20 protein-coding genes, 1 tRNA gene and 1 pseudogene are annotated in these 23,016 nt (G+C 69.0%); 10 read left to right on the forward strand and 12 right to left on the reverse strand.

Features of this window, described 5'->3' with window-relative positions; genetic code table 11:
- Window positions 1-20: 20 nt before the first annotated feature.
- The 3 genes from grpE to ACWC2T_RS04100 all read right to left on the reverse strand — a co-directional run bounded on the left by grpE (window position 21) and on the right by ACWC2T_RS04100 (window position 3,677).
- Window positions 21-692: a nucleotide exchange factor GrpE gene (gene grpE, locus ACWC2T_RS04090; protein ID WP_450668886.1), complete on the reverse strand. Its 672-nt coding sequence runs from the start codon at window positions 690-692 to the stop codon at window positions 21-23.
- Window positions 692-2,539, reverse strand: a complete 1,848-nt coding sequence (gene dnaK, locus ACWC2T_RS04095) for a molecular chaperone DnaK (protein WP_055705133.1) — start codon at window positions 2,537-2,539, stop codon at window positions 692-694. The genes grpE and dnaK overlap by 1 nt, the downstream gene beginning before the upstream one ends.
- Before the next feature lie 94 nt (window positions 2,540-2,633).
- Window positions 2,634-3,677: an MraY family glycosyltransferase gene (locus ACWC2T_RS04100; RefSeq protein WP_450668887.1), complete on the reverse strand. Its 1,044-nt coding sequence runs from the start codon at window positions 3,675-3,677 to the stop codon at window positions 2,634-2,636.
- 174 nt (window positions 3,678-3,851) lie between these two features.
- On the opposite strand from ACWC2T_RS04100, the gene ACWC2T_RS04105 reads away from it, so the two are divergent.
- Both ACWC2T_RS04105 and ACWC2T_RS04110 read left to right on the forward strand, forming a co-directional pair.
- Entirely contained in the window at window positions 3,852-6,134 is a 2,283-nt protein-coding gene (locus ACWC2T_RS04105; RefSeq protein WP_450668888.1) for a (Fe-S)-binding protein, read from the forward strand.
- 229 nt (window positions 6,135-6,363) lie between these two features.
- Entirely contained in the window at window positions 6,364-6,759 is a 396-nt protein-coding gene (locus tag ACWC2T_RS04110; protein ID WP_450668889.1) for a hypothetical protein, read from the forward strand.
- Window positions 6,760-7,498: 739 nt separating this feature from the next.
- Here ACWC2T_RS04110 and ACWC2T_RS04115 read toward each other — a convergent pair.
- Complete coding sequence (locus ACWC2T_RS04115) at window positions 7,499-7,702, reverse strand: hypothetical protein (protein WP_450668890.1); 204 nt, start codon at window positions 7,700-7,702, stop codon at window positions 7,499-7,501.
- A 130-nt stretch (window positions 7,703-7,832) separates the two neighbouring features.
- Between ACWC2T_RS04115 and ACWC2T_RS04120 the strand changes: the two genes are divergently transcribed.
- Window positions 7,833-8,093, forward strand: coding sequence for a GntR family transcriptional regulator (locus ACWC2T_RS04120; protein WP_450668891.1), 261 nt, complete (start codon window positions 7,833-7,835; stop codon window positions 8,091-8,093).
- Between the two features lie 34 nt (window positions 8,094-8,127).
- On the opposite strand, the gene ACWC2T_RS04125 is transcribed toward ACWC2T_RS04120, so the two are convergent.
- Window positions 8,128-8,454 carry an antibiotic biosynthesis monooxygenase family protein gene (locus ACWC2T_RS04125; protein ID WP_450668892.1) on the reverse strand — a complete coding sequence of 109 codons (327 nt, stop codon included), beginning with the start codon at window positions 8,452-8,454 and terminating at the stop codon, window positions 8,128-8,130.
- A gap of 118 nt (window positions 8,455-8,572) precedes the next feature.
- Between ACWC2T_RS04125 and ACWC2T_RS04130 the strand changes: the two genes are divergently transcribed.
- Window positions 8,573-9,610, forward strand: a complete 1,038-nt coding sequence (locus ACWC2T_RS04130) for a YIP1 family protein (RefSeq protein WP_450668893.1) — start codon at window positions 8,573-8,575, stop codon at window positions 9,608-9,610.
- A gap of 229 nt (window positions 9,611-9,839) precedes the next feature.
- Here the strand turns inward: ACWC2T_RS04130 and ACWC2T_RS04135 are convergent, their stop codons facing one another.
- The 3 genes from ACWC2T_RS04135 to ACWC2T_RS04145 form a co-directional block, all read right to left on the reverse strand.
- Complete coding sequence (locus ACWC2T_RS04135) at window positions 9,840-10,892, reverse strand: hypothetical protein (protein WP_450668894.1); 1,053 nt, start codon at window positions 10,890-10,892, stop codon at window positions 9,840-9,842.
- Between the two features lie 101 nt (window positions 10,893-10,993).
- Complete coding sequence (locus ACWC2T_RS04140; protein WP_450668895.1) at window positions 10,994-12,502, reverse strand: Wzz/FepE/Etk N-terminal domain-containing protein; 1,509 nt, start codon at window positions 12,500-12,502, stop codon at window positions 10,994-10,996.
- 27 nt (window positions 12,503-12,529) lie between these two features.
- Entirely contained in the window at window positions 12,530-13,741 is a 1,212-nt protein-coding gene (locus ACWC2T_RS04145; RefSeq protein ID WP_450668896.1) for a hypothetical protein, read from the reverse strand.
- 548 nt (window positions 13,742-14,289) lie between these two features.
- Here ACWC2T_RS04145 and ACWC2T_RS04150 point away from each other — a divergent pair.
- Together ACWC2T_RS04150 and ACWC2T_RS04155 are read left to right on the forward strand one after the other, a co-directional pair.
- Window positions 14,290-14,715 (forward strand): annotated as a pseudogene (locus ACWC2T_RS04150) (transposase); the annotation flags it as partial.
- A 391-nt stretch (window positions 14,716-15,106) separates the two neighbouring features.
- Window positions 15,107-15,235, forward strand: a complete 129-nt coding sequence (locus ACWC2T_RS04155; protein ID WP_450668897.1) for a hypothetical protein — start codon at window positions 15,107-15,109, stop codon at window positions 15,233-15,235.
- 95 nt (window positions 15,236-15,330) lie between these two features.
- Here the strand turns inward: ACWC2T_RS04155 and ACWC2T_RS04160 are convergent, their stop codons facing one another.
- The 3 genes from ACWC2T_RS04160 to ACWC2T_RS04170 all read right to left on the reverse strand — a co-directional run bounded on the left by ACWC2T_RS04160 (window position 15,331) and on the right by ACWC2T_RS04170 (window position 16,753).
- A complete protein-coding gene (locus ACWC2T_RS04160; protein WP_450668898.1) occupies window positions 15,331-15,837 on the reverse strand; it encodes a phosphoribosyltransferase in 507 nt (168 codons plus the stop codon).
- 13 nt (window positions 15,838-15,850) lie between these two features.
- A complete protein-coding gene (gene dcd / locus ACWC2T_RS04165; RefSeq protein WP_055705140.1) occupies window positions 15,851-16,426 on the reverse strand; it encodes a dCTP deaminase in 576 nt (191 codons plus the stop codon).
- A 168-nt stretch (window positions 16,427-16,594) separates the two neighbouring features.
- Window positions 16,595-16,753, reverse strand: coding sequence for a hypothetical protein (locus tag ACWC2T_RS04170; protein WP_388762310.1), 159 nt, complete (start codon window positions 16,751-16,753; stop codon window positions 16,595-16,597).
- A 280-nt stretch (window positions 16,754-17,033) separates the two neighbouring features.
- On the opposite strand from ACWC2T_RS04170, the gene ACWC2T_RS04175 reads away from it, so the two are divergent.
- A tRNA-Gly gene (locus ACWC2T_RS04175) sits at window positions 17,034-17,107 on the forward strand.
- A gap of 337 nt (window positions 17,108-17,444) precedes the next feature.
- Here the strand turns inward: ACWC2T_RS04175 and ACWC2T_RS04180 are convergent.
- Complete coding sequence (locus tag ACWC2T_RS04180; RefSeq protein WP_450668899.1) at window positions 17,445-18,356, reverse strand: LysR family transcriptional regulator; 912 nt, start codon at window positions 18,354-18,356, stop codon at window positions 17,445-17,447.
- A 146-nt stretch (window positions 18,357-18,502) separates the two neighbouring features.
- Here ACWC2T_RS04180 and ACWC2T_RS04185 point away from each other — a divergent pair, with 146 nt between their 5' ends.
- From ACWC2T_RS04185 to ACWC2T_RS04195, 3 genes are all read left to right on the forward strand, one after another.
- Complete coding sequence (locus ACWC2T_RS04185; protein WP_450668900.1) at window positions 18,503-19,621, forward strand: PrpF domain-containing protein; 1,119 nt, start codon at window positions 18,503-18,505, stop codon at window positions 19,619-19,621.
- On the forward strand, window positions 19,618-21,012 hold the full coding sequence (gene dctA, locus ACWC2T_RS04190; RefSeq protein WP_450668901.1) for a C4-dicarboxylate transporter DctA: 1,395 nt from the start codon (window positions 19,618-19,620) through the stop codon (window positions 21,010-21,012). Before ACWC2T_RS04185 ends, dctA begins: the two co-directional genes overlap by 4 nt.
- A 191-nt stretch (window positions 21,013-21,203) precedes the next feature.
- On the forward strand, window positions 21,204-22,979 hold the full coding sequence (locus ACWC2T_RS04195) for an RICIN domain-containing protein (protein ID WP_450668902.1): 1,776 nt from the start codon (window positions 21,204-21,206) through the stop codon (window positions 22,977-22,979).
- Window positions 22,980-23,016 lie beyond the last annotated feature (37 nt).

Raw genomic sequence — 23,016 nt, forward strand, 5'->3', positions numbered from 1 at the left:
TCCCCGTGGGTGTCTTCACGTCAGCCCTCGTCCGGGCCACCGTTCTCCTTGTTGTCGCCGGCGCCGGCCTGCTTCGCCTCGGTCGTGTCCTCGGCGCCCTCGGCCTTGGCGGTCTGCGCGCCGGGCTGCGGCTCGGCGACGGCCACCCGCGCGGGGCGGATGGTGCGCTCGCCGATGCGATACCCGGGCTGCAGGATCGCCACGCAGGTCGTCTCGGTGACGTCCGGCGCGTAACTGTGCATCAGGGCCTCGTGGATGGTCGGGTCGAAGGGCTCGCCCTCCTTGCCGAACTGCTGCAGGCCCATCTTGGCCGCGACGGTCTCCAGCGACTCGCCGACCGACTTGAAGCCGCCGACCAGTTCACCGTGTTCCCGCGCGCGGCCGATGTCGTCGAGCACGGGCAGGAGCTCGGTCAGGAGGTTCGCGACGGCGATCTCCTTGACCGTGATCCGGTCCCGCTCGACCCGGCGGCGGTAGTTCTGGTACTCGGCCTGGAGGCGCTGGAGGTCCGTCGTGCGCTCGTTCAGCGCGGTGCGCACCTGGTCCAGCTGGGCCACCAGACCCGCGTTCTCGTTTCCGTCCCCGGCCGGGGCCGCCCCCTTCTCGGGAGCGGCCTTCGACTCGGCGTCGTCGGGGGTGGCGCCGGAGGGGACGTCGGGCTTCTCGTCAAAACCCGGGGTCTCCTCCGTCATTACGCGGCACCGTCCTTGCGCTCGTCGTCCACGATCTCGGCGTCCACGACGTCGTCGTCAGCGGCCTTGCCGCCCTGAGCAGCGCCCTCGGGGCCGCCCGCGGCCTGCGCGGCCTGGGCGTCGGCGTACATGGCCTGGCCCAGCTTCTGCGAGACGGCGGCGACCTTCTCGGTGGCGGTGCGGATCTCGGCGGTGTCCTCGCCCTTGAGGGCTTCCTTCAGCTCGCCGACCGCGGCCTCGACCTCGGTCTTGATCTCGCCGGGGACCTTGTCCTCGTTGTCCTTGAGGAACTTCTCGGTCTGGTAGACCAGCTGCTCGCCCTGGTTGCGGGCCTCGGCGGCCTCGCGGCGCTTGTGGTCCTCCTCCGCGTAGCGCTCGGCCTCCTCGCGCATGCGGTCGACCTCTTCCTTCGGGAGCGAGGAGCCGCCGGTGACGGTCATCTTCTGCTCCTTGCCGGTGCCGAGGTCCTTCGCCGTGACGTGCATGATGCCGTTGGCGTCGATGTCGAAGGAGACCTCGATCTGCGGGACGCCGCGCGGCGCCGGCGGCAGACCGGTCAGCTCGAACATGCCGAGCTTCTTGTTGTACGCCGCGATCTCGCGCTCGCCCTGGTAGACCTGGATCTGCACCGACGGCTGGTTGTCCTCGGCCGTGGTGAAGATCTCCGAGCGCTTGGTCGGGATGGTCGTGTTGCGCTCGATCAGCTTGGTCATGATGCCGCCCTTGGTCTCGATACCGAGGGACAGCGGGGTGACGTCGAGCAGCAGGACGTCCTTGACCTCACCCTTGAGGACACCGGCCTGGAGCGAGGCGCCGATGGCGACGACCTCGTCCGGGTTCACGCCCTTGTTGGCCTCCTTGCCGCCGGTCAGCTCCTTGACGAGCTCGGCGACGGCGGGCATACGCGTGGAGCCACCGACGAGCACGACGTGGTCGATGTCGTTGATGGAGATGCCGGCGTCCTTGATGACGTTGTGGAACGGCGTCTTGCAGCGCTCCAGCAGGTCGGCCGTCAGCTGCTGGAACTGGGCGCGGGTGAGCTTCTCGTCCAGGTGCAGCGGGCCCTCGGCGGACGCGGTGATGTAGGGCAGGTTGATCGAGGTCTCGGTGGAGGAGGACAGCTCGATCTTGGCCTTCTCTGCGGCCTCACGGAGGCGCTGCAGGGCCATCTTGTCCTTGGACAGGTCCACGCCGTGGCCGGACTGGAACTGCTTGACCAGGTAGTCCACGACCCGCTGGTCCCAGTCGTCACCACCGAGGTGGTTGTCACCGTTGGTGGCCTTCACCTCGACGACGCCGTCGCCGATCTCCAGCAGGGACACGTCGAAGGTGCCGCCACCGAGGTCGAAGACCAGGATGGTCTGGTCGTCCTTGTCGAGGCCGTAGGCCAGCGCGGCGGCGGTCGGCTCGTTGACGATGCGCAGGACGTTCAGACCGGCGATCTCGCCGGCCTCCTTGGTCGCCTGACGCTCGGAGTCGTTGAAGTACGCCGGGACGGTGATGACCGCGTCGGTCACCTTCTCGCCCAGGTAGGCCTCGGCGTCCCGCTTCAGCTTCTGCAGGATGAACGCGGAGATCTGCTGCGGGTTGAAGTCCTTGCCGTCGAGCTGGATCTTCCAGTCGGTGCCCATGTGGCGCTTGACGGAGCGGATGGTCCGGTCCACGTTGGTGACCGCCTGGCGCTTGGCGACCTCGCCGACGAGCACCTCACCGTTCTTGGCGAAGGCGACGACGGACGGCGTGGTCCTGGCGCCCTCGGCGTTGGTGATGACGGTGGGCTCGCCGCCCTCCAGAACGCTGACGACGGAGTTAGTCGTGCCCAGGTCGATGCCGACCGCACGTGCCATGGTTGATTCCTCCAGCTGACTTGAGTGGAACGGACTCAAGTGTGCACGACGGCCACCGCTGGGTCAACAGACCTGAGTCGGTGAGACTCAAGTCTTATCCGTTCCTTACACGCAACTGGCCGGTCGCCTGCCCCCTGACCTGCGTCGATGGCCCACGCCGAGGCGTCTGGGCGGGGATACGGACACGGATGCGAAGGAGTACGAGCACGGCGAAAAGGGCCCCTCCGGCCACCCACAGCACGGCCCCCTCCCCCGTCCACCCGGTGTGCACCAGCACCCCGACGAGCACCGCCGAGAAGGCGCCCGCCCCCAGCAGCACGACCGACCCCGCCGGGGTGAGCCCGAGCCCGCGCAGCCGGTGCGCGAGATGGTCGGGGCCACGCCGCAGCAGCGGTCGCCGGGCCAGCCCCCGGGCGAGGACCACCAGGACGGCGTCGGCGACGGCGACCGCGGCGAGGCAGAACACCACCGCGGCGCTCGGCCGGAGGGCGTACCCCGCGCGCGTGAAGACGACGGACGACGACAGCAGGAACCCGGTGAACAGCGAGCCGCAGGCGCCGAGCCCGATCCGCGCGGGGGGCCAGTTGTGCATCAGGAAGCCGGTCAGGGCGGCGGCCAGGACGCTCAGCAGTACGGCGAGCCCGTCCATCACCTCGGCCGCGGCACAGGCGCCGGCCCCGAACGCGGTCACCACCCCGACCGTCCCGGCCAGCCCGTCCGCGTGATCGAGCCCCTTGAAGGCCAGGGAGGCGAGCACGATCCAGCCGACGGCGAGGAGGCCGCCCAGCACGCCCGTCTCGTCGTACGGCACCACCCAGGCCGCCGCCAGGGCCGTACCGGCGACGAGCACGCGCGCGCGGAGCCGCCAGACATCGGCGACCAGGCCGAGCGCGGCTACCACGGCGGCGGCGACCAGCAGTTCGTCGACCCCCTCGCCGAGCGGCGCGATCCCGGTCCGCTGCCCCACCCAGGCGACGAGACAGGTGACGGACACCACCGCGAGCCCGCCGAGCAGCGGCAGGCGCCGCTGCCGGCGCCGGTCGACGATGCCCGCCCGCAGCGCGGGCACCCTGAGCAGCGCCGCGAGCAGGGCGGCGAGCAGCAGGGAGGCGGTGGCGGCGGCGATCCCGTAGAGCACGGCTCTAAGGTAGGGGCGAAAGTATCAATTCGGTACGAATAACACGATCCGATGACCCGTGGGATGATGCGCATCACCCCGCGCTCGGCTGCAACCCGACGGAAGATGGGGGTAGTCTCAGACGGACTGCATAAGTTACCGCTTAGTAAGTTCGAGGCCGCCTCAGGAGCCCCAATGCAACTCGCCGCGATCATCGTGTCGCTGGTCCTGATCGTGGTCGGCGTGGCACTGTTCGGCCGCGCCCTCCTCCAGATCTACAACTTCATGCGGCTGGGCCAGTCCGTGCCGGCCGGAACACGGACCAACGACCCCGCACAGCGCACCATGACCGTGGTCAGGGAGTTCCTCGGCCACACCCGGATGAACCGCTGGGGCGTCGTCGGCGTGGCGCACTGGTTCGTGGCGGTGGGCTTCTTCTCCCTGCTGCTGACGATCGTCAACGCGATCGGGCAGCTCTTCCAGGCCGACTGGATCCTGCCGGTCATCGGCGACTGGGCGCCGTACAACGTCTTCGTCGAGTTCCTCGGCACGATGACGACGCTCGGCATCCTCGTGCTGATCGCGATCCGCCAGCTGAGCCACCCGCGCAAGCCGGGCCGCAAGTCCCGCTTCGCCGGCTCCAACTTCGGCCAGGCGTACTTCGTCGAGGCCGTCATCCTCATCGTCGGCGTCTGCATCTTCATGCTGCACGCCCTGGAGGGCGCCCAGCACCATGTCGACGGCTACGAGGCCTCGTTCTTCATCTCGTACCCGGTGGTGTCCTGGCTGAAGGGCATGGACGTCTCCACGCTCCAGAACCTCACCTACTTCTTCGCCGGCCTGAAGATCGCGACCTCCTTCATCTGGATGATCACGGTCGCCCTGAAGACCGACATGGGTGTGGCCTGGCACCGCTTCCTGGCGTTCCCGAACATCTTCTTCAAGCGCAACGCCACCGGTGAGACCTCCCTCGGCGCCCTGCTGCCGATGACCTCGGGCGGCAAGCCGATCGACTTCACCGATCCCGGCGAGGACGACGTCTTCGGTGTCTCCCAGGTCGAGCAGTTCTCCTGGAAGGGCCTGCTGGACTTCTCCACCTGCACCGAGTGCGGCCGCTGCCAGTCGCAGTGCCCCGCCTGGAACACCGGCAAGCCGCTCTCCCCCAAGCTGCTGATCATGTCCCTGCGGGACCACGCGCACGCCAAGGCGCCGTACCTGCTCGCGGGCGGCGGCAAGACCATGGAGGGCGAGGAGAAGGCGTCCGAGGAGGCCCTGAAGGACGTCCCCGCGGCGGCTCTCGCGGAGGCCGAGCGCCCGCTGATCGGCACCGCCGAGGAGAACGGCGTCATCGACCCGGACGTGCTGTGGTCCTGCACCACCTGCGGCGCCTGCGTCGAGCAGTGCCCGGTGGACATCGAGCACGTCGACCACATCGTCGACATGCGCCGCTACCAGGTCATGATCGAGTCCGCGTTCCCGTCCGAGGCGGGCACGATGCTCAAGAACCTGGAGAAGAAGGGCAACCCCTGGGGCCTGGCGAAGAAGCAGCGCCTGGAGTGGACCAAGGAGGTCGACTTCGAGGTCCCGGTCGTCGGCAAGGACATCGAGGACCTCTCCGAGGTCGAGTACCTGTACTGGGTCGGCTGCGCCGGCGCCCTGGAGGACCGCGCCAAGAAGACCACCAAGGCCTTCGCCGAGCTGCTGCACATCGCGGGCGTGAAGTTCGCGATCATGGGCGGCGACGAGAAGTGCACCGGTGACTCCGCCCGCCGCCTCGGCAACGAGCCCCTGTTCCAGGAGCTCGGCATGGAGAACGTGGCCGCGCTGAACATGGCCTTCGGCGAGGAGACCGACGAGGACGGCAACGTCACGGCGGAGTCCAGGAAGCCGAAGTCGGCGAAGAAGATCGTCGCCACCTGCCCGCACTGCCTCAACACCATCGGCAACGAGTACCCGCAGCTCGGCGGCGACTACGAGGTCATCCACCACACCCAGCTGCTCCAGCACCTGGTCGACGAGGGCAAGCTGGTCCCGGTCACCCCGGTCGAGGGCATCATCACCTACCACGACCCCTGCTACCTGGGCCGCCACAACAAGATCTACACGCCCCCGCGCGAGATCATCGGCAAGGTCCCGGGCCTCAGGAACGAGGAGATGCACCGCCACAAGGAGCGCGGCTTCTGCTGCGGCGCCGGCGGCGCCCGGATGTGGATGGAAGAGCGCATCGGCAAGCGCATCAACAACGAGCGCGTCGATGAAGCCCTCTCGCTGAACCCCGACATCGTGTCGACGGCCTGCCCGTTCTGCCTGGTCATGCTGACCGACTCGGTCAACGGCAAGAAGAACGAGGGCAAGGCCAAGGAGTCCATCCAGGTCGTGGACGTGGCCCAGCTGCTCCTCGACTCGGTGAAGACCCCGGTCGACCCGGCCGGCGAGGCGGAGGCCGAGAGCGAGCCGGAGCCCGAGCCGGTCAAGTAACAGCGGTTCCACGCCGTACGACGCCCCCCTGCCCACACCGGGCAGGGGGGCGTCGGTGTGCTGTCTGCGCTACACCATCCGGTGGCTTGTGCGCGGCTTCATGTTATTTGTGCCATCAATTTCCTATTTGTTCCACTATCCAGGTATTGGAGCTGCCCTCACCGAGTCCGGGCGTCCCAAGTCGAGGAGAGTGGAAGAGATGACGACATCGCCTGGATGGCGATCTGCCGTGGCATCAGCAGCCGTGGTCGCGGCGCTCGTCGCCGCACCTCTGGCAGGCGCGGCGACCGCGTACGCCAGCGGCAATCCCTACCCCCTGCATCCCACGCACACGGCGAAGCCGCCGCACCACGAGCACTGCGACGACGACGAGCACGGCGACCACGACGAGCACAGTGACCATGACGAGCACAGTGACCATGACGAGCACGGTGACCACGACGAGAACTGCGACCACGACGAGCACGGACACGACATCGGTGAGGGCCGCCCGGGGAAGCAGCACCTGGCGCACACCGGTGCCGAGGACCACACGCGGGACATGGTCCTGGGTGGCGTGGCCGCCGCTCTGATCGCAGCGGGTGCCGGCACCATGGTGGTTGCGCGCCGTCGCGGCAACTCGTGACACTGTCCGCACCACGGCTGTCCCTGCCTCTGAGGCGTCCCGGCCGCACGCCGGACGCCTCAGAGGCACGTCAGCGCGTTCCCGGCCCTCGGGTCAGGAACGCGCTGCTGGCCGCCGACGCGGGGGCGCCGGCGGAGGCCCGGCAGGAGCGACTGATGCGTACCGCGGCCGAACATGCCGCGTCCGCCCACGAGTTGACCACCGGACCGGCCTGGTACACCGCAGCCCAACTGCCCTACATCGGCCGTCCTTTCGAGACCGGGCGCGGCACGCACAGCTCTCGGACCGACTGGCCGGAGCCGTACTGCCACCGCTCGTGCAAGCCGTCCCCCGCTTCCCGGCGGGCGCGCAAGCGGGCGGCATTCCGCACGTCCTCACCGAACTGGAGGGCAAGGCACCCCAGTTCACCCGGCCCGCACAGATCGCGTCCGAGGTGCAGGACGAGGCCTACCGTCTGCCCCGCTCCACCTGGCTCTCGTCCCGCCTCCGGCCCCGCGCTCCGCGACACGCAGGGCGTCGCCGAGCGCCTGCGTCAAACACTCGGCCAGGAAACGGAGTTCGCCGGGCGGCATGTCCGGCAGGATCTCCCGGGCGTGGGCGAGAAGTTGCCCACCCATGCCGAGCTGCACGGACTCCGTGGCATCGGCCGGCCGGGAGAGCGGGCCGTCACGGTCGTCGCCGATCAGACAGCAGGACTTGCCCTCGGACCCGGCCCAGGGCAGCAGGCGGGGCGCCTCCATCACGCCGCCTCCACATACGGCCGTACGGCCCTGGTGGCGGTGGCGTCGAGGGGAGCGTCGAGGCCGTACGGGCTCCGGTGACGGGGCAGGGGCGTCAACGGGGGCTGGACCCAACGGAGTTCGAGGTACGGCAGGGGTTCCCTTCCGGGCGGGAAGAGCAGCAGGCGCACGCATGCCGCGAGGCGGCGGATAAGGTCGGTCACGTCATCAGCTCCGATTCAGCTGGTGGCCACGCCTCGGGACGGCGGCAACCGTCGCCGGGGCTCCGCCTGGGCGGTATACCGCAGTCTACCGCGGTCGCGCGGTCTACCGCAGAGTTTTAGCGTCAACCGCATGACCCCCGAGCTTGACCGCACTCGCCCGGTGTGGCGCCAGGTGGCCGAGGCCATCGCCACGCGAATCGCCAGCGGCGAGTACCCCCTGGGAGCCCGCGTGCCCTCCGTTGTCGAAATGTCCGCCGAGTTCGGCATCGCGACCTCGACCGCACAGAAGGCGCTGGCCCATCTCAAGGCCGAGGGACTCATCCGAGCCGAGGTCGGTCTCGGCTCCTTCGTGGCGAAGCGCCCCGCCGAACCTGCCGAACCGCCCGCATGAGGCATCCGGCGACGGGGCGCCCCGCGCGGCAGCGCTACGCCCCCTTCGGCCCCGCCTGCTGGACCACCTCGAAGGACCACAGGGTCGAGCCGGAGGCGGCGGGCTTCGGCCGCTCGGCGCCCTCCGCACCGCCCTGGTGGGCGGACTTCATCGGCCCCTCCATCCAGGCCTGGAACGACTCCTCGTCCCGCCAGCGCGTGTAGACGAGGTAGGTGTCGGTGCCCTCGACGGGGCGGAGCAGCTCGAACCACTCGAAGCCGTCGGAGCTCTCCACCGCGTGGGCGCGGGAGGCGAACCGCTTCTCCAGCGTCTCCCGCTGCTCGGCGGGCACGGTCAGCACATTGATCTTGACTACGCTCATGGCACCATCCTGACCCACCACCCACGCGCTTGAGCACCGCCCCGGGGTGTCGCGGTGAGGAGTGTCCTCGGGAAACCCTGGAAAACCCCGGGACCGTCCCCTGACGGTCCCTTAGGGGATGTCACAGGTCGGCCGCAAAGCCGGGCCCGGACGCCCGGGCCCGGCACACCACTCTCCGGGACCAGGTACGTTCGATGACGTGGCTGGATTCAGGAACGGACGCGGGGGCCGGAACAACCGCACCCCCCAAGCACAGCAGGCGCCGCAGGGACCGTCGTACGGCCGGCCCGGACCGCAGGCCGGGCAGCCGGGACCGTCGTACGGGCAGCCCGCGGGTCCCGCACACGGCTACCCGCAGGCGCCGCAGCGGCCGTACCCGCAGCAGTCGTACCCGCAGCCGGGACAGCAGTCGTACGGCAGGCAGGGTCAGTCGTACGGCTACCCGGGCCCGGCCGACGACGGACCGGAGTACTTCGGGGACGACGGCGGCCAGGACCCGTACGCGGCCAACAACCCGGGCCACACCCAGGCGTTCTCGATCGACGAAGCCGCCGGTTACACGCAGGGCGCGACCTACCACGCCGGCTCGGCCGCGGCGCCCGCCGCTCCGCTGGGCCCGCCGCTGCACTGGAAGGAGCTGCTGAAGGGGATCATCACCTCCCCCAACCAGACCTTCCTGCGCATGCGGGACTACACGATGTGGGCCCCGGCGCTCATCACCACCTTCCTCTACGGCCTGCTGGCCGTCTTCGGCTTCGACGGCGCCCGCAAGGACGCGATCGGCGCGACGCTGTCCAACGCGGTGCCGATCGTGCTGATCACGGCGGTCGTGATGGTGCTCGGCCTGTTCATCCTGGGCGTGGTCACCCACACGCTGGCCCGTCAGCTCGGCGGTGACGGCGCCTGGCAGCCGACGGTCGGCCTGTCGATGCTGATCACGGCCCTCACGGACGCGCCGCGGCTGCTGGTCGCCATGTTCTTCGGCGGCGACGCGGCCTTCGTCCAGCTCCTCGGCTGGGCCACCTGGATCGGCGCGGGCGCCCTGCTGACCCTGATGGTCTCCCGCTCCCACGACCTGCCCTGGCCGAAGGCGCTGGGTGCGTCGGCGATCCAGCTGGTCGCGCTGCTGTCGATAGTGAAGCTGGGCACCTTCTAGTGCCGCATCAGGCAACGTTCGCCCCGTCGTGACGGTCGCCCGGTTGCTGTTCCGGGCGGCACCGGACCGTCAGAATGATCACGTGGCTGAACGGGTGCGGGTCCGTGAGATCGATGACGCCGAGGGCAGACGGCTGCTGCGGATCATCCGTAGAGGCACCGGGTCGGTGATTACATCGCCAGGACCGGACTCGACCGCCAACCGCCGTGACCTCGGCCATTGAAGATCTCTAGCGCATCGCCTTCATGATGGCGTCATAGGCGGGCTTGTGGGTTCCGTCGTCGGAGATGATCGCGAAGGAGCTACCGTCCTGACCTGCGTCGTCGCCAGTGTCCTGCAGCAGGTAGTACAAGATCACCGCCGGTGCCCCCTTCTTGAGCGAGGCGATGACCCGTGGCATGTAGATGCGCTGGTCCGTCTCGGAGCTGCAGCCCCGGCAGGTCGGAATACCGATTTCCCCGATGCTGACCGGCTTGTTGTAGCGCGCCTGCAAAAGGGCGATGCGGGCACCGAGCTTGTCGATCTCACCGCTGTCCGTGCCCGGGTAGACATCGACCGTCACCGTGTCGAGCACCGGTGCCAGCACGTCGAAGTAGCGGAACCAGTCGGCTTGTTCCGCGTCGTTCATGGGGTAGCCGCTGGCGTTGGTGGTGACCTTGACACGCGGGTTGGCCCGGTGGATCACGGCGCCCGCGGTCTCGATCAGCACCTTCAGCTGCTGCAGGTAGGAGGAGGACAGCCCATTCACACCCAACGGCTTGAACTGGCGGAAGTCGCTGCCGTCGGCCTCGTTGAACACCTGCCAGACATCTACGTCGTCCCGGTAGCGCTGAGCCAGGAAGGTCCAGTAGTCCCTCGACACCTTCACGTAGTCCGCGAAAGCGAAGTTCTGCGCCCAGTCGGGGGCGCCGCTGGTCACCAGAAAAACGTGCAGGCCCTTACAATGCGCGTATGACAGGGCCTGGTCGTAGGCGGCCAGCCCCTGATCGGACCACGTGATGGCGTCGACGCTCCCACCGGTGGAGACTACCCAGCTGGCGATCCCGATGCGGACCCACATCTGGCCGTTCGCGACCAGGTCGTCCACATTGGCCTTGAACCGTTCGACATCACTGCTCGAGTGGCTGTTCCGGAGGCCGGCGTTGAAGCCGAATTCCGTCGCCCCGCCCGGCGAGGAAGTTGAAGGGCCCGGCGAGGAAGCTGAAGGGCCCGGCGAGGAAGCTGGAGGCCTCACCTCGGCGCCGCGGACGACGAGGAACGCGACCACGGCGGTGAGGACCACCAGGACGAGCCCGCTCCCCCGGAGGGCACCTGTGCGGGTCAACGCGGCCACGGGCAGCCCCTTTGTCATTGCGGTCGCTTTCCTGGACTGCCAAGGTGCCCTCACGTCCCTGGACGACTCTGTCCGACAAGGGGGCGGCCTCGCTGCGCCTGCCCGCCCTCCCCGCGGTCGCCGAAACCGGTTTCCTGGTGCGCGGCGGGCAGGGCGAGGGCCGGCTCGGCGGCGGCGCTCCCGTCGGCCCCGGCGCCGTACGGGCCTCGGCCCGGGGGAGTGAAGGTCGTGACGACGCCGAGGATCGAAGCGCGGGCACGGTCCAGCAGCTCCCGGCTGCGGGTGATCTGCGGCGAGGTAGTCGCCCCCCAGCGCGTGCACAGCAGTACTCCGCCGGCGAGCCCCGCCAGATGGGCGGTGTCGGCGACCCGCAGCAGTGCCGGGGAGTCGAGGACGACGACCTCGTACTGGTTCACCAGCTCGGCGAGCAACTCGCCCATGACCGGCCCAGACAGCAGCTGGGTAGGGTTGGGCGGCGGGGTACCCGCGCCCAGGACGGCAAAGTGGCCATCAGCGCTCTGCAGCGCCTGCTCGACCGGCATCTGGCCGGCGAGGACCTGGGCCAGTCCACGGTCCTCGGCCAGCCGGAGGAGGGGGGCCACACCGGGTGAGCGCAGGTTGGCGTCCACGACGAGCACCCGGCGTCCGGACTCGGCGAGGGCGCGGGCCACGTTGAGCGCGGTGGTCGTCGTCCCCTCCCCCGGGTTGGGGCTGGTGACCAGCAGCGCGCCGGGCTCGGCCTCGACCATCACGAAGCGCAGGTTGCCGGCCACCACCTGCACCGCCTCGGCGAACCGGGAATGCGCCACCGGACCGAGTGGACGGCGCGCCGCTTCTGCGTCCTTCGGGATCAGGCCCAGCACGGGGGCCCCCGCAGCCGTGGCCGCGGCCACATCATTGTGCACTCGCTTGTCGAGGCGGTCCCGCATCACCGCGACGATCATGGCCACCACCAGGCCGAGCAGTGCACCAACCTCCAAGTAGAGTGGCAGATCGGGCGAGGACGGGCCGGTAGGGAGCGTAGGAGTCTCGGTGACCGTGATCCTGACCGGGGCACGGCTCTTGGAAGTGACCCCCTCCACCTGCCGCAGCAGTGCGTCGAACTGCTGGTCGATACCCTGGGCAATGCGCAGCGCCCGATGGGGCGACGCGTCCGTGACAGTGACGTTGATGATCGGGGTGTTCGCCACCACCACGGGGGCGATCTCCTTCGAAACCTGCTGCGGGGTCAGGCCCAGCCCCAGCACGCGGGTCAGCCGCGCGGCGAACTCCTGCGAGGTCAGCAGTTCCACGTAAGCCGTGGTCCGGGCCAGCGACAACGTGTTGCCGGCCGCGGCTGCGGTGACGTCGGCGGCCGCTCCGCTGCTGCTGATGAACAGCTGGGTGGTGGCCGTGTACTGCGGAGGGCTTGCCTTGGCCACCCCTGCCCCGACCCCGACGCCGAGCAGCAGCCCCACGAGCAGGACGGTCCAGCCCCGGACGAAGCTGCGCATGTAGTCGATCAAAGTCACGGTTACCCTCTCACATCCCACAGCGACGCTCTCGGTCGCCACCGGCACGAACCAATCAACCCCACGCCAGGGCCTTCAATCGGCGCTCGCCGCTCGCTCGCTGCGACGGGTGAGTCCTTGCTGCAGGCCGGCGGCTTCGGGGCGGACAGCGGACGGTGTCCGCCCGCCGCAGAGCCGCCCCGGCCGGGATGGTCGCAGTAAGGGCGACCCCGGCCATCCCAACGCCGCTGCGATCACCAGCGGCAGAACCGGCGACAGGTGCTTGAGATAGGAGCCGTAATCAGGCTCGAAGTAGCTTTGCGTGGTCAGGAACGCGATCGCCAGCATCGCGCAACGGATCGCCCGGTCGTCAGGGGGCGCGTCTGCACGGCGGCAGAGCAGGCGCTCCCGCGGGCCGAGGACGGCGATGCCAAAGCACAGCCAGATGCACGCGATGAGCACCAGGCAGACCAGGTAGACCGGGGAGGCTTGGGCGGCCAGGGGCGTCGGCACCACGAGCTGTGCGAGCGTGACAAGGTTCTCTGCGCTGTCCGCCACGGGCCCGGAGCCGACAGACACCGGGACGATCGCGGTGACCGCGTCCGCCGAGCCGAATCTGCCCAGGTTGACCGTGGTCCGCACGGACTGCAGGGGCGCACCGAGCACCAGCGGGGCCACGGTCGTGGCTGCCACCGTAAAGACCACCACCGTGAGCAGAACCAAGCGCCGGTCGGTGCGCCATCTCATCAGCAGCCGAAGTACCAGCCAGAGCCCGAGAACGAGGAACCAGTACTGCCGCAGGAACACGGCGTAGAGCAAGCCGGCGCCGACGACCAGCAGGTCGCCGCGCCAGCCGGCCGGAGCGAGCAGGACGACGAGCGTGACCGGCAGCACCCATACGTCCTTGGAAAACTGGCTGAGGTAGACGCTGGCCAATCCGACGTAGACCACCACGAGGAAGACAGCGCCGAGGGTGAGCCGTCCGCGGGCACGCCGCAGTGACGCCCACAGTCCCAGCATCGCCAGGACCACGCCGAACGCGCCGGCAGCGAACACGGAGCGGGCCATTCCCAGTGCCTTGTAGAGTCGGCCCACGTACAGGAAGCTGGTGTCGTTCAACGGCGCGTACTGCCCTGTCGCGATGCTCTGCAGGGTGATGCTGTCGTAGAAGTACTTGGGCAGGAGCAGCTGGTGCGCGAGAAGCGCGAGCGGCACCATCGCCAGGCAGCCCAGCGCGCAGAGGCCCGTCAGGCGCCCGTCCGAGTGCGTGGGAACGGAGTCGCGCAGGTCACGCAGCTTCAGCAGCACGGAATTCCTCATCCGTGCTCACCACGCGCCCCGAGTACCCGGGGCGCGCCTCCACGCCGCTTCCGCGCCGGCGCGCAGCCACCATCCACTCCTACGCGGAGGAGGGCGCGAGGCTGCCGGCTCGGACATGGGCACAATAACCATCACCACCTCGTTGTAACAGGCGGAGTGCCCGACCAGGTCTGTAGTCACGAGTGGCTTGCGGACAAATCACCCGCAGGGTGGATTCGGAACCCGGCAATCCGCACTGGAGATTCCGGACCGACTACTGTCAGGCACCGCGATCCGGCCTGTGAGCGGGCCTGCTGGCGGGCGTGCGTTCCCTTGTTGACCTACGCACCCGATATCCTCAGCCGACATCCGCAGGTTCGGGCGGTGGCTTGCGAAATCACGGCCTCATGCCCGGCGTTCAAATGCGAAGGCCACCTGAAGGTACCGCGCAAACACATCGAACGGATCGTCACCAGGGCCTGGGACCGGCCGAACCCGATCCGACCGACGCGGTCCGGCTGCTGCGCAGCACGTTCCACGGGCTCGTCGCCCCGGAGAAGGACCCCGACCGCGAACCACGCCCACGCAGGCGGGCGACCTACACCCGCCCGCACGGGGTCCGGCATCTTTTCGCCACCTACGACCTGGTCAAGGACCAGCTCTACGGGCACATCAAGAAGACCAAGAACCGCTCCAAGTTCTTGGAGTTCTGCCGCTACCTGCGCTCGCTTCACCCGCTGGAGGTGCGGATCGCGATCGTCTGTGACAGCTACTCGCCCCACCTGAGCACCAAGCGGTGCCAGCGGGTCGCGACGTGGGCCGCGGCGAACAACGTCGAGATCGCCCACACCCCGGCCAACAGCTCCTGGCTCAACCGGATCGAGGCCCAGGGCAGCATGATCCGCCGCTACATCATCTGGCGGAACAAGCACGCCACCGATCAGCGCCTACGCGAGATCGTGAACAGGGCGAACGTTGCTTGATACGGGGCACCGGATCCGGTGGCACGACCGGTGCCGTGCGCACGAAGTCCCGCACCCGGTCCTTACTGTCGCGGTGCCGTAGCCTCTGGTCCGTGGCCAGGACATGAGCGGACTCATGGGAAGCGGAATGGGCGGGCGAGGGGTGCGCCAAGTGCGCGCAGGGCCGCCCGGACGAGGACGAGTGGGGCGTCCGCTGGTACACCGATGAGTTCGCCGACGCGTACTTGCTGAAGCGGCCCGCGAGCCCGGGGTACAGCGTGGTGGTCCTCCGGGGCCGGCACGTGCCAGATCCCGCTCTCTTCACCGACGCGGAGGTCACCGGTCGGCGATCCGGACCGTCGGCGCCGCGATTCATCGCGCTTACGCGCCCGCGCAGATCAACTACCAGTGCATGAACAACTCCGTGGCGCACGTGCACACCCACGTGCTGCCGCGCTACCCGGACGACCCGGGCCCGCGAACCATGCTCCCGGACCATGCACTCGCCGACGCCCGCTCACTCGACCCGGCCGAGCTGTGATTCGCACAGAGGTTTCTCGCACAGGGAAGGGCCCCGGCGCTGCACGCAGCCGGGGCCCTTCCTGTGCCCGGTGTTCTCGATGTTCTCCGGTGTTCTCAGGCGTCGAGGACCTGCCCGGCCCGCTTCACCACGGGAGGCAACACGCTCCACGGGAAGTTGATCCAGTCGTCGGTCCGCTTCCAGACGTACTCGCACTTCACGAGGGAGTGGGACTTCTCATAGATCACCGCGGAGCGGACCTCGGCGACCGTGTCGAGGCAGAAGTCGCGCACGAGCTTCAGCGTCTTGCCGGTGTCGGCGACGTCGTCGGTGATCAGCACCTTCTTGTCGGAGAAGTCGATCGCGTTGGGGACGGGCGCGAGCATGACCGGCATCTCGAGAGTGGTCCCGACCCCGGTGTAGAACTCGACGTTCACGAGGTGGATGTTCTTGCAGTCGAGGGCGTAGGCGAGCCCGCCGGCGACGAAGACCCCGCCCCGGGCGATGCTGAGCACGATGTCGGGCTCGTAGCCGTCGTCAGCGATGGTCTGCGCGAGCTCGCGGATGGCGCCGCCGAACGCCTCGTAGGTCAGGTTCTCCCGCACGCCCTGCGTGTCACTCATGCTGCTGTGGCCCTCACACCTGGGTCCGATGGAAATTGACGTAGGACCGCGAGGCGGTCGGCCCGCGCTGCCCCTGGTACCGGGAGCCGTAGCGCTCGCTGCCGTACGGGAACTCGGCGGGCGAGCTGAGCCGGAACATGCACAGCTGCCCGATCTTCATCCCGGGCCAGAGCTTGATCGGCAGGGTGGCGAGATTGGACAGCTCAAGGGTGACGTGCCCGCTGAAACCGGGGTCGATGAACCCGGCGGTGGAGTGCGTGACGAGCCCGAGCCGCCCGAGCGAGCTCTTCCCCTCGAGCCGCGAGGCAAGATCGTCGGGCAGGCTGATGACCTCGTACGTGGAGGCGAGCACGAACTCCCCGGGGTGCAGGATGAACGGCTCGTCGCCCTCTGGCTCGACCAGCCGGGTCAGATCGGGCTGCTCGACCGAGGGGTCGATGTGCGGGTACCGGTGGTTCTCGAACACCCGGAAGTAACGGTCCAGCCGAACATCGACGCTCGACGGCTGCACCATGGATTCGTCGTAGGGATCGATCCGTACCCGCCCGGCGTCGATCTCGGCCCGGATGTCCTTGTCTGAGAGAAGCACGTAGCGAGGATACGCAAGGCGCGCGGAGCCGTGACAATCGTGACGACTTCGCGCGCCTGTGTTACCGCTGCGGTCTGTGATACAACCGCTCGCCTCTGTTACTTCTGACTGTCTCTGTTACCTCTGACCGTCCCTGTCTCCACTGTGTGCCACTGTCGGCTGTTCCCGCTAGCGCCTCTCCAGGGCGACCGGCACCACGCTGCGGAGCCGGGCGCACCGGGGACACCTCATGAGCCGGCCGGGGCCGAGCCGGTCGGCCTGCTGCATCGGGAACGAAGCGGTGCTGAAGACGTGCCCGTCCGCACAGCGGACGACGGTGCGTTCCATCAAGTCCCTCAAGTCCCTTCCCCAAGAGCCTCGTCGGGCTCAACGCCCCGACGACAAAAGCCACATTACGGGATGAAAGAGACGACTCTCCAGGCGGCACTCCGGCTTCCCTGGACCCCTCCGCCAGGCCTCCACGGTACGCCCCAACTCGGCCCACCCGCAGCCGGATCCCTCCCCTGAAACAGACTCAGACCCCCGGCTCTCGGCACCAGGGGTCTGTGATGATGTAGAGTAAGCAAGGTCCGGACACCGGTTCCGCGAGGATCATGTCCGTACTTACGCGGGTGTAGTTTAATGGTAGAACATCAGCTTCCCAAGCTGAGAGCGCGAGTTCGATTCTCGTCACCCGCTCCATGTGAAACCCCCAGGTCGGAGACCCGGGGGTTCGTTGTTGTCTAGACCATTTTCGCGGAGCGTCTGCCGGCGTCAGCACGGGCAGACGGTGCAAGGGACGAGGCCGAGCAAACAGCACCGGCCCTTACGCCTGGCTCCGGCATACCCGCCGCCGAGCCTGCACCAACAGGGCCCTGGCCCCCGCTCAGTCAACTCGGCGGCTCCTCGTGATCCCGTCGCCCTTCGAAACCAAGCCGAGCCAGGCCAATGACCACGCCGTTCCCTACGAAACCCAAAACCCCGACAGAGTTACAGAGTTACTGAGCACGACGGTTGCACGGCCGGTGGGCGGGTCCGGTCAGTGTCGGGGCGTTCGGGCTGCGGCGGTGTCGTGGAGGAGTCCGGCGAAGGTCTGGGCGGCGGGGGTGAGGGGGTGGTCGGCCATGCGCACCAGGAGGATGCGGCGGACGGGGGCCGGCGGCTGGAGGGGCAGGACGTCGACGCCGGGTCGGATGCCCTCCAGGGCCAGGGTGGGGGCGAGGGCGACACCGATGCCGGCGGCGACCATGGCCTGGGCTTCCTGGTAGTCGTGGGCCTCGTAGGCGATGTGGGGCTCGAAGCCGGCGGCGCGGCAGCCGCGGACGAGGGCTTCGGCCACCGGGTGATGGTCGGCGCGGGTGATCCAGGAATCGTGTGCGAAGTCGGCTAGTGAGGCGGCGTCGCGGCCGGCGAGCGGATGGTGGTCGCTGACGAGAAGGGCCGGCGGGTCGTCGAGGAGTGGGGTGACGACGATGTCCTCCCGGTCGATCCGGCTCCAGTCGTAGTCCCACATCAGCGACATCTCGATCTCCCGGTTCTCCAGCATGGTCCAGAGTCCGGCGATGCGGGCGCTGCGGACGGTCAGCCGTACGTCGGGGTGGGCGTCGCGGAAGGCGATCACGGCCTGCGGGAGGAGCGAGGCGCCGACGGTGGGGAAGGTGCCGATGCGCAGGGTGCCCGCGCGCAGGCCGGCGAAGTCGGCGAGTTCGTTTTCCGCGGCCTGCAGTTCGCGTTCGATCCGTTGCCCTCGTTCGGCCAGGGCCCGTCCGGCGTCGGTGAGGGTGACGCCCCGGGCGTGGCGTTCCAGCAGGGGCTGGCCTGCCTCCGTTTCCAGGCGGCTGATCTGCTGCGATACCGCTGACGGGGTGTAGTTGAGGGCGCGGGCTGTCGCGGTCACCGAGCCGCGCCGGGCGACCTCCGTGAACAGCAGGATGCGCCGGACGTCGAGCATGCCGCCACCTCCAGCGTTCACTTCAGCTTAATGGCTATCCAGTTTTTCGAGATTGTACTTCACGCTTCCGTAACTCACCGTGGAGGGCACCACGCACGGCGAGACCGCCGGTGGACTTCCCCTTCCCTGGCTGTGAGGAGTCGGTTGTGCTGCGTCTGCAGGGCGAGATGATCCGCGGAGGAACCAGCAAGTGCTGGATCTTCGACCACCGCGACGTGGCCGCCACGGGCGTGGACGTCGATGCCCTCCTGCTCGCCGCCTTCAACGCCGCCGACCCCCGTCAGATCGACGGCGTGGGCGGCGCCTCCTCCACCACCTCCAAGGCCGCCGTCGTACAGGCGTCGCCCCAGGCCGGCGTGGATGTCGAGTACGCCTTCGCGCAGGTCGGTATCGGCGACGAGCGCGTGGAGTGGGCCAGCAACTGCGGCAACTGCGCCACCGCTGTGGCCCTGTACGCCGTCCACCACGATCTCGTGCCGATCGCGTCGGACACCACCACCGTCCGCATGCTCAACGTCAACACCGGGGCCCGCCTCACCGGCACGATCCCCACCCCCGCGGGCGTGGCCCCGGAGGAGGGCACGGCCGTGGTGCCGGGTACCTCGGCGCCGGGCGTGCCGGTCCTGCTCGGGTTTCAGGACCCGGCGGGCTCGACGACCGGCCGCGCTCTGCCGACCGGCCGGGCACTGGACGAGCTGACCGGCCCGGACGGCCCCCTCGAGGCATCCCTGGTGGACGCCGGCGCTCCGGCCGCTTTGTTCGAGGCCAAGGCGTTCGGCCTCGACGGCACGGAATCCCTCTCCGCGTTCGCCACCGCAGTGCCCGCGCTGACACTGCTGCGCCGCCAGGCAGCGCTGGCCATGGGCCTGGCCCGCGAGGGCGACCCGGTCAGCCACGCGGTACCGAAGGTGGGCATCGTCGCCCGCCCCGCCCCCTATCGCACCACACAGGGCATCCTCGTCAACCAGGACGAGTACGACCTGGCCGTGCGCATGGTCTCCATGCACGCCCCGCACCCGGCGATCGGCCTGACCTCCGCCGTGGCCCTGGCCACGGCCGCCGCCACCCCTGGCACCCTCGCCCACCGCGTCGCCCGGCAGAGCGCCGACGGAACGCTGCGCCTGGGCACCCCCGCCGGCGTGGTCACCACCCAAGCCGTCCCCGCACCGGACGGCGCGTCCCCCACGGTGCTGCTGCACCGCGCCGCCCGGCGTATCGCCCGAGCCGAACTCCTCGTTCCCGTCCTGGAAGGACGCCCCGCATGAGCCGCAACGACGCCGCCCCGGGTACCGTCACCGCACCACCGGGCCGCATCCGCCGGATGCTGTCCCACCTCTACGTCCAGTGCCTGATCGCCGTCCTCCTCGGAGCCGCCGTGGGCGGGCTGTGGCCGTCCGCCGGCGCTGACCTCAAGCCGCTCGGCGACGGCTTCATCGCGCTGGTGAAGATGTTCATCGCACCGGTCATCTTCTGCACGGTCGTCCACGGCATCGCCTCCATGGGCAACGCCCGCGCGGTCGGCCGCGTCAGCCTGAAGGCCCTGGTCTACTTCGAGGTGCTGACCACCGTGGCCATGGTGATCGGCCTGGTCGTCGTCAACGTCGTCAAGCCGGGCAGCGGTCTGCACATCGACCTCTCGACCCTGTCCACCAAGGCCCTGCCGCCGGAGGCGACCGGGGCCCACGAGGGCTTCGCCGCCTTCCTCCTCGCCACCATCCCGGCCACCCTCATCAGCGCCCTGACCGGCAACGAGATCCTGCCCGTGCTGCTGGTGTCGGTGCTGTTCGGCTTCGGCCTGCACGCCGGCGGAGAGGCCGGCCTGAGCATCGCCCGGGGCGTCGAGAAGTTCTCCACAGTCCTGTTCACGCTCATCCGCTGGATCATGCGGCTGGCCCCCATCGGCGCGTTCGGCTCCATGGCCTTCACCATCGGCCACTACGGCCTGGGCACCCTGCGCCACCTGGCGCTGCTGGTCGGCTCCTTCTGGCTGACCGCCCTCCTCTTCGTCCTGGTCGTCCTCGGGACCGTGATGCGCCTGAACGGACTGCGACTGCTGCCCTTCCTGCGCTACATCAAGGAAGAACTGCTGATCGTCCTGGGCACCTCCTCCACCGAGCCCGTCCTGCCGCGCATGATGGCCAAGCTCCAGCACGCCGGCGCCTCGAAACCGGTCGTCGGCATCACGCTGCCCGCCGGGTACTCCTTCAACCTCGACGGCACCGCCATCTACCTGACCATGGGCTCGGTCTTCCTCGCCCAGGCCCTCGGCATCCACCTCAGCCTCACCCGGCAACTGGCCATGCTCGCCGTCATGCTGCTCACCTCCAAGGGCGCCGCAGGCGTCACCGGCTCCGGCTTCATCGCCCTGGCCGCCACACTCAGCGCCGTCCCTCACGTCCCGCCCGCCGCCCTCGCACTGATCTTCGGCGTCGACCGGTTCATGTCCGAAGCCCGCGCCCTGACCAGCCTGGTCGGCAACGGCGTCGCCACCCTGGCCGTCGCCCGCTGGGAAGGCGAGCTCGACCAGGACCGCGCCAAGGCCGTCCTGCGCGGCGACATTCCCTACGCCCCTGCCCCCACTCCCGCGGTGCCGGCCGAGCCCGATCCGAAGGAGACGTCCGCACCAACCCGTGACCCCGTCCCCGCCGCAAGCTGACGTCGCAAGCTGACGTCGCATGGGCGGGCCGGCTCAGAGCAGATGCTCCGGGCCGGCCCGCCCACGTGACGGGAAACGGTCAAGGCGGAAAATCTGTGGCTCTTCGCGGCAACCTTTCCGGCCTCTCGGACCACTCAGTGTCGTCCGGCCAGGTGGTCCGGTCAGATGCACAGCTGAAAGAGAGCACAGACATGCCCCTTGAACGAGAGCACAGACATGTCCCCAGCCCGCCCACGTCAACGGTGGCGTCCCACGCCGGCGGCCGCCGTGCCGACGGCCACGCCCGCGGTGGTCGCCCGAAGCATCGTGGCCGCCGGCTGCTCGCGCGTCGGGGTTTCTGGGCGGGCCTCGTCATGGTGGTCGTGGCCGGCTCCGCCGTTGTGGTCAACCAGGCTTCGGCGCAGCAAACCCTGGATCTGAAGAAGTGGTACGTGCTGGTCAACCGCAACAGCGGCAAGGTGCTGGACGACCGCGCCTTCGCCACGAACGACGGCGCGGCGGTGGTGCAGTGGGCGCGCCACGGCGAGGCCAACCAGCAGTGGCGGCTCATCGACGCGGGTGACGGGTACTACCGGCTGCAGAACCGGAACTCCGGCAAGGTGCTGGACGACCTCGGCTGGTCGAAGACAGCCGGCTCCGCCATCGTGCAGTGGAAGGACCTGAACGGCACCAACCAGCAGTTCAAACTGGCCAAGTCGCCGGACGGCTACGTGCGTTTGGTCAATCGCTTCAGTGGCATGGCCGTCGAGGTCCACAACGCCGCCAAGGCCGACGGGGGCGACGTCGTCCAGAACCGCGACCGGGGCGGCGCCGATCAGCAGTGGCAACTCGTCCCGGCCGGGAGTGTCGGTACACAGCCGTCGTCTCCCACTCCCAGTGACGGCAGCTCGACGACACGTTTCATGGGCAGCAGCACGGTGCTCATCGGCGGCTCGATGTCCGACGCCTCGGCGACCGCCGCGCCGTTCGACGTGCGGTACGCCTATGTGCACAGCCAGCCCGCGCCCTCGTCGGACTACTACACGGCAGCGCGCTGCCACGACGGGTGGTCGGGCTGGTGGGGCTGCTGGACCGGCAGCACCACGGCGCCCGGCACGTACGTGACCTATCGGGACACCGTGGCGGCCCAGGCGACGTACAAGGGCAGCCCGCGCCCGCAGAAGATGCTCTGGACCTGGTACTCCTTGCGCGACCTCGGGGATGCGGCAGGCCAGGGCGACGGCCCGGGCGAGGTCCAGGCCATCAACAGGACCGACCTGCTCACCCGATACCTGAACGACTACCGCTTCTTCCTCCAGAAGATCGGCACGTCGCACGACGCGATCGACCTCGAACCCGACTTCTGGGGCTACGTCCGGTCGCTCGGCAATCCGCACCAGGTCGCCGCGCAGGTCACGGCCTCGAATCCGACGGACTGCGGATCGCAGGAGAACAGCGCCGCCGGCCTGGCCCAGTGCCTGATATCGATGGCGCACAAGTACGCGCCGAACACCGCCGCGGGGCTGCACCTTTCTTGCTTCGACTGGCAGACCAACACACAGGCATGCGTCAAGGACTACGCGAACCTCGGGGCGAAGAACGCCGACTTCCTGGTCACCGACGTGTCGGACCGCGACGCAGGCTGGTACGCACAGCCGGCCCACGGCGGCAGTGACCACTTCTGGACCGACCAGAAGGCCGCCGCCGCGCTGCAGTTCTACAAGACGATGGCCGAGTCCGTGGGCAAGCCGGTGGTCCTGTGGCAGATCCCCGTGGGCAACATGGCGCAGAACAACACCCTCAACCATTACAAGGACGACAAGGTGGACTGGTTCTTCGCGCACATGGACCAGGTCGCGAACGCCCATGTCGCCGGCCTGCTCTTCGGTCCAGGGCAGCAGGAACAGACCACGGTCGAGACCGACGGCGGAAACCTGATCAGCAAGACCATCGCCTACCACAACTCAGGTGGCACAGCACTCAAGTAGGCGAAGGCACGAATGCGCCCCCATCTCTCCGATGGGG

The sequence above is a fragment of the Streptomyces sp. NPDC001393 genome (genome assembly GCF_053597455.1).